Origin of the sequence: Flammeovirga kamogawensis, assembly GCF_018736065.1 — a bacterium.
GTDB classification, from domain to species: domain Bacteria; phylum Bacteroidota; class Bacteroidia; order Cytophagales; family Flammeovirgaceae; genus Flammeovirga; species Flammeovirga kamogawensis.
Window position 1 is genome coordinate 3,866,243 of the sequence record NZ_CP076128.1, and the last position, 12,812, is coordinate 3,879,054.

Consider the following 12,812-nt stretch of genomic DNA (forward strand, 5'->3'; position numbering starts at 1 on the left):
TTACTCTTATCAAAATATTTAAACTTTATTTAATTACTATTTTAATATCAAGATTATGAAAAGGATTTTAATTTCAATAATTACATTTTTGAGTATTACTTTAATTTCATCTTGTGCAAAGGAGAACCCACAACCATCTTCAAAGCCATCTATTACATCTAATTTCACAGGAGCATCTTTTTCTCAAGGAAACTTTCATAGTAATATAGATTTCAATGTAAATGTACCAAGTAAAATATCACATTTAGTGGCTGTTTTTCCTACTTTAGAAGGAAGTGAGAATGCTACTGATTTAGCTTCTGAGCCTCAAGATCAACAAGAATTTGAGGCACAAGATATTTTATTAATAGGCAAAACATATTTAGATGTAAAAGGAGCTCAATATGCTAGAGTAGAGCTTCAACAAGAATATTTAAATGAGTTGAAACCAGGCTTATATACTATTGAGCTTCAAGTTGAGGATGCAAACAATATATCTTCAAGACGTATTGTAGAATTAGAAATTCAAAACTGAAGAAAATATCGATTGATTAATCAATGCGTTTTTTAATAGTACTGATAGGATTACTATTCAATAATTACTCACTACTTAAAATTTACAATCATGAAAAAGTCACTTCAATTTTTAGTCAGCGTATTATTTATAGCATTAATGTCTGCTTGTGGTGGCAGAAACTTAAATGATGTTATTCCAAAATCTACTACTTTCGAGTTTTCTGCGGGGATTTCACCAACGGTAGAAGAAGGAAATTTCACATCATCTCTAATAACAACGATATATGTTCCTGGAAAAGTTTCTACATTAGACGTCTCAGTTCCTTTTGAGAATGATTTTCTTCAGATTAACCTTGCTCGAAAAACAAGGTCTGCTTTTGAAGAACAAGTACATGATATTCTATTAAAAGGAAAACATTACTTAAATGTGAAAGGTAATGACGAGGTTAAAGTTCATTTTCCTAAAAAATTATTGAACGAGCTAAAAGTAGGTGAGTATATTGTTTCTTTTAGTGTATTAGATGAGAAAAATGATTTTAAAAATCAGGATTTAAAGATAAAAGTAGTGGCAAAAAAATAGTAAAAAACTCTTAAGTACCCCCTTAAGAGTTTTTTTATTTGTAATAATTAACTATTGTTAGGTGTTTAACTAAATAATCTGTTTTTGATAGTGTATGAGCGTTTTTTGATATAAATTTTCATTTATATAATACTTTTCAATTTAGTTAAGTTTGATATCAAACAACTTAATTTACTTTGTTACCGTTGATAAAGTCAAAATTAAGTTGAAAAAATTATCATACATCAATGAAAAATTTACTATATATTTCTATCGCAGTTTTAATATCGTTATTTACATCATGTAGTAATGATGACCCTGAAGTGGCTTTACAACCTAAAGCGGAATTTACAGTTAATACCATAGATAATGAAACATTGGAATTAATAGTAGATAACCAATCTTTAGATGCTCCTGCTAACGTAAACTACCAGTGGACTTGGGGTGATGATCAAGAACCTGAAATAAATAATAATGCTACTGTATCACATAATTATACATCTCCTGGGCAGTATACTGTTACACTTAAAATGTTTGATTTAGATACAGATCAAGAAGTATCGTCAGTAATAGAATCAATTTCTATTGGAGATGATGTAAATGAAGGTGGAATTCAGATTCAATTTTCTCAAACAAACTATGGTGCTTGGGATACTGAATTATTTTGGAATTTTGTTAATGGATCTTCTATTAATCAAGTAAAAAATATGTATGTAACTTTAGCAACTGACGCTGAATTTACAAACTTATTAAGTCCTTCAAGAGGATTAGAAATCGGAGCCCCAAAGGCGGAAGAAGAATTTGATATAAGTCAAACATTATTATTGAAAAACTTAGCCTCATCTTCAAAATATTTTGTAAAAATCAGATTTTTAGATAAATATGATAAAGAGAGCGTATATACATTAGAATTTGTAACTAAAGCTAATAATAACCCAACAGTTCAATTTGGTGGAGATATAAATACATTTACTGTTCAAAGTAAATCAAATAATTTAGAAGGTTATTTAGATACTGATTTTACAACTGTAGAGGTTACTAATAACATGGATTTAACAGAAATCAGTAGGTCTGAAGACGGTACTCATATTGTATATTTTAAAAATATAGGTTCAGAAGCAGTTGAGGTTGAAGTTTCAGAAACAGCTTTTAATAGAGAAAAAGAAGAAACTTCTTTGACTACAGATGGTGAAGGTTCTGCATCAGAGCATGTTATCTTTAATACATTGAATAGTGGCCCATTAACAAGTAGTTCTAAGGCTAGAAAAGTAACTATAAATGGAGCTTCTTTTATTTATATTGGAGATGATACGGAAGCAGTACCAACTGGTGAAGGTTTATATATTAAATATGATAGTACACCTACTAAAGGTGATTTAATTGAGTTAACTCCAGAAAATGCTTACGTGATTACTACAGAAGGTACAGCACCAATAGCAGAAAACTCTGAAATAAATCAGAAATTTGGATTAAGAATTTTAAAAATTGTTGATGGACAAATAAATGCAGCTGTAGAGAATGTTGCTAAAGATGGTGGTGTTGGTTTTATATTAGAGTTTAAAAACCAAGATGCCACTGTAACTTCATCAATCGGACAGTTATTATTCATCACAGAGTAATTTCTATATTAGTATTTTGTAAATCCTCATTGATTAATTTCAATGGGGATTTTTTTTATCTAAACCAATTACTACCAATAGTTAGGTACCAAGCCCAAATTTCGGGACCTTTAGCCACATCAATACCTGCATGTAATCCATAATCACTAGCTACTAAATATCTAAAACCTAGTCCACCTGCTACTCTAGATTGATTAAAATCGAATTCTTGAATTTTAGGAGCTGTATAACCTACGCCAACAAAACCCACAGCACTCCATCTTTTAAAAACTTGCCATCTCCATTCGGTTTCTCCAACAAGTGCATTATGATCTTGATACCTTAATGCAGGAATACCTCTTAATGTAACAAATGGTAGCTCATAGAAGGGAACATAATCACCCCATTTTGCTTCATAATTTAGTCTAAACCCAGAGAAGAGTTTTTCTTTAATTATTGGTTGATAAAAATAAGTGCGATGACTGAAGTTCATATAATCATTGTCGCCACCAAGTGCTTGGTCAAAAACACCAAATTCAGTAGCCGTCATTACCCCTTTAGTTGGTGTAAATGTATTGTTTCTATTGTCCCACATGGCAACTACATTCATTCCACCTAAATTCGTTTCTGATTGTAAAGGAGCTGTTTCAGGTGTTTGATCATCAAAAGTGATGTTATTATTAAAATAGATATAATTTAATCCCATAAAGAAGGGTACACTTTTATTTATCCTAAAAAGAAACTCCTGAAAAGTAAGAAACCCTTTCATGTTGAAAGAATATTCTCCAGCTTCTAAACCTTGTCCTCCATAATATTTTAAATTAATAGACATATAACCAATGGCACCTGTGTATCTAAATCTATCGTTATGATAAGACCCTTGATGTGCTAACATTGTCACCCATGTACCATTAGAAGTATACATGGCTGCAGCAGCGGTTAATATTGGAGGAAGATCTTTATTATTTTCAAAAGATTTGGTTGAATCTGATGTGACTTTTTTCTTTTTTTGACCATGAAAATATATTCCGGCTAATCCTCCACCAAATCCAACTGCAGGTTCTGTAATTACCATTGGGACAGGTAAAAAACCAAAACCAGCATTCAGAAAATTACTTACATCAATAGCATTATCGGTAGAGTCTACAAAGTATTTTTGGAACATACTTTGGCTATATCCAATATGAAAAGTGAAGAACAAGGAAAGTAGTAATATAAGTTTTTTCACAGCTTGAAATTTGATTCGAAGATTAGGAATTACAGTAGTATAATGCTTAAGACAAATGTACAAAATCGATGATTCAATTCTTAAAAAAATAAAAAAATAGAAATAAAAAAGCCACCAATTTATTGGTGGCTAATAGAACGCTGTAAAAGGGGAAGAAAATTAATTAATATCTTTTGTAGAGCAATGCCCACTTTTTTCTGGATTCTTACCAAATGGCATTAAAAATACAGATAAGGCTAAAACTTTAACACTAATAATTAATGCTTTGGAGCAATTATTTAATACGGCTTTCATAAGTATAGTAAGTTATAATTGAAATTAAGTTGTTCTGTTATACGTAACTAATCATTCAATCGTTCGAATGTTTTTATTTATTTAAAATCTATTAACTATATTCATAAGCAATTATAGAACTATGTAAAATAGAAGAAAATACTAAATCAAATAATGAGAACTGATAGATTACAACTAGAACATATAAAACCAACTGACTTTACTGAAGTTTTATTAATGTTTAAGGAGAACGATATATTTAAATATATAGCCCCATTACAGACATTCTCTGAAGTAGAACACATTGCCTATTTGCATAGAAAAATTGATGAAATCAAAACAGGGAAGGGATACTTATGGGTTGCAAGAGTTAGTGATTCTGATGAGTTTGTGGGACTTTTTAATTTAAATCCGATACCAGATTCTGAAGAAATACAGATAGGGTGGATTTTAAGCGAAAAGAGTAGAGGAAAAGGTTTTGCTTTAGAAGCTGCAAAAAGAGTTTTTGATTTTGGGGTAAACGAATGGAAAATAGACCCTATTTACGCAGTAGTAGAAGATGGTAATATTCCATCTGAAAAGATAGCGTTAAAATTAGGGTTGAAATATTTTCATGATTTTAAAGATAACCAAGGTACAGCTCTCAAGAAGTTTAAGTATTCTACTAAATCTATTTAAATATTTTACTCTTTAATACGCATAGCATATTGCTTTGGGTTAATACCATATTTTTTTCTGAATGACCTTGTAAAATGACTAACATTTGAGTAACCAATATCAAAAGCAATATCTTTAATAGATAATTTTCCTTCTTCTATTAATTCTTTAGCTTTTTCCATTCTAATTGATTGATAAAAACTATATATCGGTAAGCCAAATGCTTTATTAAAAATGGTTTTGGCAAATGTAGGACTAATGCCTATTTCCTTACTTATTTCTGGAATAGTTAAAGGTGAGTCCATGTTGTTTAATATTAGATCTCTAATTTTTAAAGCTATCTGAAGTTGGTCTTTTGTGATTTTCTTTTTTATAAGTGATTGGTCGGATTGATTAATCAATTGTAATGAAAATGTAATAAACTCTATAGCCTTTGACGTTAGGTACATATTTAAATAGGGTTCTTCAATAGTTAATGAAGCTTCAATTTCATCTATAACTTTTAATAATTGAGGTGTAAGACGTTCCATAAAAATAACAGGATTTTCAGGGTCAACAGCACTTTCTATTTCTTTATCTAAATGAGAAATAATTTTTTGAAGAAAAACTTTTCCCATCCGAATACTAAAAAACTTAGTAGGGGTATTTTTATTTATCTTTCCAAGAAAGCCAAAATAAGTATTATTAATTAGTAGGTTACCTCTGCTATTATTATTGGTAGTATTGCTTTGGTCTTTATGCGTTATTTGTAATTCTAGGTTGATACTTCCTGTAAATACTAACTTCTCTCCAGATACCTGTTCTTCTCTATGTAAGTTTAGGTCCTCATTAATTTTGCCAGAAAGATAGATAATCTCTAAGCCAATTGGGAAATTCATTTGAAGGCACTTCAGCTTCCCAATTTTAGAATCAATGTCCATAACAATATCAGAATCTCCAGTTGCATTAAACTGTTGCTTTAAATTAGAGAATATATCATCATAATCATTACCTGATGCAGAAATGTCCATTTGGAGTATTTTTATGTCTTTTTGTTGATTAAAAACCCTTGTAATTACGTCAAATTTGTATCAACAAAAAACAAATAGAACGAATAATTACATTAGGTATGAAAAGAAAAATACAGTTATTATCAAAGTTACTACTTTGTACTTTACTTTTTACATCAGCTTTAGAAGCAAAAAATAAGAAGCCTAATTTCTTAATTATGTGGGGTGATGATATTGGAATGTATAACCTCTCTACATGGAATAATGGCATGATGGGGTATTCCACTCCAAATATTGATAAAATTGCGAATGAAGGGATGAAATTTACAGATTACTATGGTGAACAATCTTGTACAGCTGGTAGATCATCTTTTGTTACAGGGCAATCTGGTTTAAGAACAGGAATGACTAAAGTTGGCCTTCCTGGTGCAAATAAGGGTTTGACAGATGATACACCAACTATTGCAGAACTTTTAAAAGCTGAAGGTTATGCAACAGGTCAGTTTGGTAAAAATCATTTTGGAGATAGAGATGTAGACTTACCTACAAACCATGGTTTTGATGAATTTTATGGAAACCTTTACCATTTAAACGCAGAAGAAGAACCGGAGTCGCCTTATTATCCAAAAGACCCTGAGTTTAAGAAAAAATTTGGTCCAAGAGGTGTAATTCATTCGTATGCAGATGGTCGTATTTCTGATACAGGCCCTCTTACTAAAAAAAGAATGGAAACAATTGATACAGAAATTTTAGATGCCACTAAAGTATTTATTAAAAGCCAAGTTTCTTCAGATAAACCTTTCTTTGTTTGGTTTAATACCACCAGAATGCACTTTAAAACACATATCACCAAAGAAGAAGCAGGAAAAACAGGGCAGGGTTTTTATGCAGATGCAATGAAAGCACATGATAATGTAATTGGTGAATTGTTAGATTACATTGAAGAATTAGGTATTGAAGAAAACACTTTTGTAATGTATTCTACAGATAACGGACCACATTATAATACATTTCCAGATGCTGCTGTTACACCTTTTAGGGGTGAGAAAAATACCAATTGGGAAGGGGCGTATAGAGTTCCATGTTTAGTAAAATATCCAGGACATATTCAAGAAGGAAAAATATCTAATGATATGGTTTCTCATTTAGATTGGGTACCTACTATTTTACATTATGCTGGAAACGATCATATTAAAAAAGATCTTTTAAAAGGTGGTGTTCATGCAAATGGAAAAGAGTTTAAAGCACATTTAGACGGCTATGACATGGTAGCACATTTAGCAGGTAATGAAGTATCTCCTAGAAAACAATTTTTATATTTCTCTGATGATGCAGACTTAACTGGTATCAGAATGGGAGATTGGAAAGTAGTTTTTATGGAACAAAGAGCACATACAATGCAAGTATGGACTGAGCCATTTATTCCACTTAGAATACCAAAAATATTCAATTTAAGAATGGACCCGTATGAAAGAGCAGATTTAGAATCGAATGGATATTGGAACTGGTACGTAGATATTGTACCGTATATCTATATGGCTCAAGATGAGGTATCTAAATTCTTGCAGACATTGATTACTTATCCACCTAAACAGAAAGCAGCCTCTTTCTCCGTTGACCAAATTGTTGAGATGATAATGGAACAAACAGAATCATCTAGCAAAAGTCATAATTAATTACAAGAAGCAAACTATTAATGTAATTTTCCTTATTCATCTAATTTTTAGGTGAATAAGGTTTAGAACAGATTAATTTAAAGTAGTTATAAAGTCATTTTAGTAGTAGAGAATGATTTTAGTTAAATAAAAAGCCGTCAATAGATTATTGACGGCTTTTTCATGTCTTTTTACTAGACAGAAATAATTTTGATCAGACAGTAATTATTTACCTTTTTTGTCTTTCTTATTTTTCTTCCCTTTACCTAGTTTTATACTATAATCATCTATGTTACCTTCAATTCTTACGGCAACATATTTTCCTCCTTCATCTTTCTGAATTTCATCTTCTTCGCCTTCTTTTTTCTTTTTGCCACCACCAGTTAAGGTATTCCAAGCAACAGAACGTACAAGTTTAAAAGGAACCTCTACCATATACGCCATATTCATATCTAGGTGTTGTTCTCCAGAAATGTATAACTGACCAATTGTAGAGCTAATATCCATTCTAGGAATGTAGAAAACACCATCTTTTACAGTAAAATTATTTTCAATTTTATCAAAGCGGATGTTATTCATGTCTTTATTGCCAAAATAAGTAGCCATTGCACTTAATGGAGCAAAATCCATAATACGACCATCTTCTAAAGTCATATTTATTTCAGCAGTTGTTTTAGAAATATCTATACTCAAATTATCATTAATATGTGCTTTTGCTGTCATGGTAGAATTAAGAATTCCATTAAAGTTCTTAGAAACATTAATTACATCATCTTCATACTCAACATTAATATCTACCTGAGATAAGTCAACATTTTTTAAAGTAGCACTACCATCAAGAATTACATTCTTAGGATCTTGAAGATTTGCTAAACCAGACATTTCTAAACCTCCAATATCACCTAAACGAACTTTCACTTTATCTAAACTTATAGTTTGATCTGAAGATGTTCTTACTTTACCCTTGAAATTTTTAATATCCATCTCCATCAATTTCATACGTTTTACCTTAACGTCTAATTCAAGATTTGGGTATTTGATAGCAAAAATATCAACGGGTTCTTCCTCTTCGATAGTTTCGGCTCTAGAAGCCGACGATTCTGCGTAACTTTCCTCTGGGACTACTAATTTTAGTAATTCATTAAAGTTAAGCATCTTAGCATCTACTTGAAATTTACCGTTAAAGTCCTGCCTTGTACTATCTGTTACATTATAAAGTTGTGCATTAAAAGTCATATCACTTTGGCCAACTTTTCCTGTAAAGTCATTCAGATAGATATCGTTATCTTTTTTAACTAGCTCAAATTTAAAATTTCTAAATAATAAAGGCGATATACTTAATCTCCACTTTAAACCTTTCATCCAAAGTCTAAAGTTTGGTACTTTTTTTCCAGAAAATAATTCTTGATTCACAATATCTACTCCTCCTGAAATCTGGAAATTATTCATCTTTTCATTCTCAAATGATTTTGGAACAAGCAATGAATCTCCGTAGGTGAAAAAGTCTACTACACGCATAGAATTTGATGTAATATTAAATCCTGATTTTATAGTAATTGTAGAGTCTTTATAAAATAGACCATCGTAATCTTCAAAACCACCCACAAATGTAAAATCACTCTTTCCTATATTACCGCTTAACCTTTTAATGCCTAGATGTTTTTTAGTAATTCCCATTACACCTTTTACATTATGAATAGGTTGAAACTTATCAAAATGTGTTTGGAGGTTATTGATTTTTAAAGAACCATAGGGCAATAATTTATACTCATTTAGCCCTTTAGTAGTAGTGTTTAAAGTGAAATCAATGATAATATCATGAAGGTTATCAGCAAGATCAGCATTGGCAGAGTCAGTATATTGAAGTAATTCTTTCACTAATAAATGCTTAGATTCTAGCTTTATATCAGCAACAATATCTGTGTTATAACCCAATGCATAGAACAAGAGATTATCAATATTGCCATTAAATTTAAAATCGCTTCCATCAACTTTAGCACTTAAATCTTTAACACCTAAATGATTGTCCCAGATATAAAAAACACCATTTATTTCTCTTGGCGATATACCTGTTTCAGTATGTCTAAGTGCTATATCTTTTAATTTTAAAGCAATTTTTTGTTCGGCATTTTTTACGTTTAAGAATTTACGTTTTTCAATGTCAATATCATATTCTATGTCTGCCTGAAACTCTAATCTACCTCTTAAACTATCAATAGGAACATTTGTGAGAAGATCATTAAGGTTATCTAATTCCATATCTGCTTCCCATTGTAAATCTAAATGAGGTTGCTTAATACCATTAGAAACACCTAATTTTCCTCTCATAAAACCATTTGTAGTCTCAAGATTAAATTTATTTAAATCAAAAGCGAGTTGAGAAAGGTCTGTAGAATCACCTGTGTTTAGGTGTGCTTCAAAACTAAAATCTTGGATAGCATATGGTGTTTTTAAACTTTTTAAAGTGAATTTATCCAATTTAACATCAGCTGTAACCTTTGGTAATGTAGCAGCAGATTTACCTATTATTTTGGCATCAAATTCTAAGCCTCCTAATGTACTAGAGTAATTTGATTTTAATTTTTCAACATCTAATTTCCCATTGGCAATAAGGTTAATAATATTTAGGTCTTTTTGAGATGCATGAATATCTAGATCTAAAAACATTTCGTTAGGAATATCCACTGTTCCAGAAAGAGAAAAAGCGGCACCTTCAAGATTCATATCACAAGTATCTATGTTGATAAATTTTGTCTTGCGATCGAAACGTAAATCAGAAGTTAATTCAAGATGCTTGTTAGGCCACAATATTTTTTCATCTTTTAGAATGCCAAGTAGTTCAACATTTACGAGTAAGTGATTCTTAATTTCATCTTTATTATAACCTAAAGAAGTAGTTATCTGATGTATTTGCATACCAGTACCCACTTCTGTTAATCCATTATAAGCCGTTATTTTGATATTTTTTAAAGTAAATTCATCTAATTGAAGGGCAAATGCTGGAGGAGCTTTTTTAGTAGTGTCAGCAGGTTCTTCTACTTTGGTTGTATCCGTAAGGTCTATTCCTAAAGCATTAATAATATTTACCGTACTATCTTTAAATGCTCTTAAATTTACTTCTCCATCTTCTAGTTTTATGGCACCAACATGTACGTTACCACCAAATAGTTTTACAATATTTATAGAAACAAAGAAATTACCAAGTGCGGCAATTGGTTTATCTTCCTCTTGTCTTAATGCTGATTTTTTCTCATGATAGACAATATCTTGAAGCTGTAATGTAAAATTGGGGAAGTCTTCAAAAGGAGCAATACCAATCTGACCAATCTGTAAATCGCCATTTTGTTCTTGATTAACTACCTCAATTACTTTTGCTTTAATTTTATCTCTATTGGCATAAAAAAGCAGTACAGCTAATAAAGAAATAAACACAATTGTGCCTATTAAATAACCAACTAGTTTTAATGCTTTTTTCCCGATTGGAGTTTGATCTTTCACGGTTTAATAAATTTTGTAGGGTTTATAGTTATTGTAGTAATAGAAACTGTTTTCCTCGTTTCAAATTCAATTTAATACCGATTTTAATTAGTTAAGTAGTAGATTGAGAAAAAAATGATTTAATTGATCTTTTTTTTATTTATGTAATACTTATTGTGTTTTTTTAAAGACTAAATAATAATTTGAGCACAGACTACACATATCAATCTTATACAGAAGATAAACAACCAAAATGGAATTGGAAATACGAATTATTAAAATTTTTAGGTAAATGTATACTCTTTTTCGTCTTAATTACTTTTCCATTTATTTTATTAATACGTACAAGTATTTTTTTATATCATTCTTATAATGTTCCAACTTGGTTAGGTTTAATAGGTGGAATGAGTGTGGTATCTATCTGTTTATTTCTCTATTTATTTGTAGGTTATAGCTTCTTCATTAAATCAGAAAAGTATAAATTTTCACACATAAGGGTAATGGGTATTGCTTCTTTTGTAGTTGTAATTGCCTATGTTGTATTTGCAGTTTTTTCTTTTAGCGGAAAAAATGCACAAACAAATAAAGTGAAAAGTGAATATGCAGATCTACACCCGTATTTAAAAATTAGCGTTAGGACATTGTTATTTTTTGATAAAAATGTTTTGATTACAAGTTTGTCTAGAGTGCCAGAAGACTATAACAGAATGGGATTACAAACAAAAAAAAGGTCTTTACATTACATACAGAATACAGGTTATACCCATGCAATGGATTTAAGAACAAAAGGAAGACCATTTTGGATGATTTGGATTGCTCAGATTTATTTTAATATTTTGGGGTTTAATGTAGTTAGACATACTGGAACAGCAGATCATTTACATATTTCAATATCAACATACGAAAGGCAAGGGTCTTGGTAAAATAAACAACTGTGGTAGCTAAAATATTCTTTTCATTACTAAACATAAAAAGAAAGCAATTTACAAGAGAGATGAAAAATTTAGGGTTCTTGAGAACTTTATTTTTAATGCTTCTTTTTGGTTTTCTTCAATTCTTAATTGCACAAGCAGAAGCAATACATATAGTTGTTATACTGGCGTTATTATTTACTTTAATTGCAGGAATGCATTCTTATAGAGGAGATGAAAAATTATTATTAAATCTTTTAGAGTTTCCAGTTGGGTATTATGTTTTTGAGTATGCAGTTATTATTGCTTTAGTATCTATCGGGGTTTTATTTTCTGCACAACCTCAATTCTGGTTTATAGGTATATTTCTAGGATCATTAATTTCTTTTTTACCTACTAAAATTGAAATTGATAATACTGGTTTTTCCATTCCATTACCATTTTCTAAAACAGCATTTGAATGGAAAGCGGGTATGAGAAATGGCGGAGTGTGGGGCTTAGTAATAGGCTTTGCAGTTACTTTTTTAGGCGTTTTACGTTTTGAATTATTGATTGTAGGCTTGTTTTTAATGAACCTTTCAATTGTAGGTTTTTTTAAATTCAATGAGCCAAGAGCATTACTATATGCTATATCAGATTCTCCTGTGGGGCTTTTAACACAGAAAATTCATACATCATTTAAAATTTATTTTATATTAAATGTGCCCTACTTATTAATAGGTTTAGTTTTTTATACATCACTGTTTTATATTTTAGTTTATCTATTTATTGTAACAGCAATTATAATTATGTTGGCCATCTTAATGAAGTATGCTTCTTATGAACCAGAAACTGCGTCATTTGCTAACTCAACATTACTAGGGTTTTATTATATATGTCTTTTTATTCCATTTTTACTACCAATACCTTTATTGGTAAGTATCAGAACCTGGAAAAGAGCCTCTAAACAATTATCTTTTTTTTACTAGAT

The 12,812-nt window shown here is 30.3% G+C and carries 11 protein-coding genes; 7 read left to right on the top strand and 4 right to left on the bottom strand.

Translation table 11 applies throughout. The annotated features are described in order from the left end of the window. Window positions 1-55 precede the first annotated feature (55 nt). The 3 genes from KM029_RS15685 to KM029_RS15695 all read left to right on the top strand — a co-directional run bounded on the left by KM029_RS15685 (window position 56) and on the right by KM029_RS15695 (window position 2,673). A complete protein-coding gene (locus KM029_RS15685; protein WP_144074138.1) occupies window positions 56-514 on the top strand; it encodes a hypothetical protein in 459 nt (152 codons plus the stop codon). Window positions 515-604: 90 nt separating this feature from the next. Continuing rightward, a complete protein-coding gene (locus KM029_RS15690) occupies window positions 605-1,075 on the top strand; it encodes a hypothetical protein (RefSeq protein ID WP_144074139.1) in 471 nt (156 codons plus the stop codon). Between the two features lie 227 nt (window positions 1,076-1,302). Beyond that, window positions 1,303-2,673, top strand: a complete 1,371-nt coding sequence (locus KM029_RS15695; protein WP_144074140.1) for a PKD domain-containing protein — start codon at window positions 1,303-1,305, stop codon at window positions 2,671-2,673. Window positions 2,674-2,728: 55 nt separating this feature from the next. On the opposite strand, the gene KM029_RS15700 is transcribed toward KM029_RS15695, so the two are convergent. Further along, complete coding sequence (locus KM029_RS15700) at window positions 2,729-3,880, bottom strand: BamA/TamA family outer membrane protein (protein ID WP_144074141.1); 1,152 nt, start codon at window positions 3,878-3,880, stop codon at window positions 2,729-2,731. Between the two features lie 159 nt (window positions 3,881-4,039). After that, a complete protein-coding gene (locus tag KM029_RS27045) occupies window positions 4,040-4,174 on the bottom strand; it encodes a hypothetical protein (protein WP_260412653.1) in 135 nt (44 codons plus the stop codon). Window positions 4,175-4,327: 153 nt separating this feature from the next. On the opposite strand from KM029_RS27045, the gene KM029_RS15705 reads away from it, so the two are divergent. Further along, window positions 4,328-4,831, top strand: a complete 504-nt coding sequence (locus KM029_RS15705) for a GNAT family N-acetyltransferase (RefSeq protein ID WP_144074142.1) — start codon at window positions 4,328-4,330, stop codon at window positions 4,829-4,831. Window positions 4,832-4,836: 5 nt separating this feature from the next. On the opposite strand, the gene KM029_RS15710 is transcribed toward KM029_RS15705, so the two are convergent. Next, complete coding sequence (locus KM029_RS15710; RefSeq protein ID WP_144074143.1) at window positions 4,837-5,820, bottom strand: helix-turn-helix domain-containing protein; 984 nt, start codon at window positions 5,818-5,820, stop codon at window positions 4,837-4,839. A gap of 98 nt (window positions 5,821-5,918) precedes the next feature. On the opposite strand from KM029_RS15710, the gene KM029_RS15715 reads away from it, so the two are divergent. Beyond that, window positions 5,919-7,475 (top strand): arylsulfatase, encoded by a 1,557-nt coding sequence (locus KM029_RS15715; protein ID WP_144074144.1) that lies wholly within the window; start codon window positions 5,919-5,921, stop codon window positions 7,473-7,475. A 204-nt stretch (window positions 7,476-7,679) separates the two neighbouring features. Here KM029_RS15715 and KM029_RS15720 read toward each other — a convergent pair whose 3' ends face one another. Then, the gene (locus KM029_RS15720; protein ID WP_144074145.1) at window positions 7,680-10,952 is read right to left on the bottom strand and encodes an AsmA-like C-terminal region-containing protein; all 3,273 of its coding nucleotides are present in this window, start codon (window positions 10,950-10,952) and stop codon (window positions 7,680-7,682) included. A 182-nt stretch (window positions 10,953-11,134) separates the two neighbouring features. On the opposite strand from KM029_RS15720, the gene KM029_RS15725 reads away from it, so the two are divergent. Next, window positions 11,135-11,854, top strand: a complete 720-nt coding sequence (locus KM029_RS15725; protein ID WP_144074146.1) for a hypothetical protein — start codon at window positions 11,135-11,137, stop codon at window positions 11,852-11,854. Between the two features lie 71 nt (window positions 11,855-11,925). Further along, on the top strand, window positions 11,926-12,810 hold the full coding sequence (locus KM029_RS15730; protein ID WP_144074147.1) for a hypothetical protein: 885 nt from the start codon (window positions 11,926-11,928) through the stop codon (window positions 12,808-12,810). Window positions 12,811-12,812: the final 2 nt, after the last annotated feature.

Bases quoted from the DNA above. Each gene is read 5' to 3' on its own strand.
- KM029_RS15685 (WP_144074138.1), top strand. From the start codon at position 56: ATGAAAAGGATTTTAATTTCAATAATTACATTTTTGAGTATTACTTTA.
- KM029_RS15695 (WP_144074140.1), top strand. From the start codon at position 1,303: ATGAAAAATTTACTATATATTTCTATCGCAGTTTTAATATCGTTATTT.
- KM029_RS15710 (WP_144074143.1), bottom strand. From the start codon at position 5,820: ATGGACATTTCTGCATCAGGTAATGATTATGATGATATATTCTCTAAT.
- KM029_RS27045 (WP_260412653.1), bottom strand. From the start codon at position 4,174: ATGAAAGCCGTATTAAATAATTGCTCCAAAGCATTAATTATTAGTGTT.
- KM029_RS15690 (WP_144074139.1), top strand. From the start codon at position 605: ATGAAAAAGTCACTTCAATTTTTAGTCAGCGTATTATTTATAGCATTA.
- KM029_RS15730 (WP_144074147.1), top strand. From the start codon at position 11,926: ATGAAAAATTTAGGGTTCTTGAGAACTTTATTTTTAATGCTTCTTTTT.
- KM029_RS15715 (WP_144074144.1), top strand. From the start codon at position 5,919: ATGAAAAGAAAAATACAGTTATTATCAAAGTTACTACTTTGTACTTTA.
- KM029_RS15705 (WP_144074142.1), top strand. From the start codon at position 4,328: ATGAGAACTGATAGATTACAACTAGAACATATAAAACCAACTGACTTT.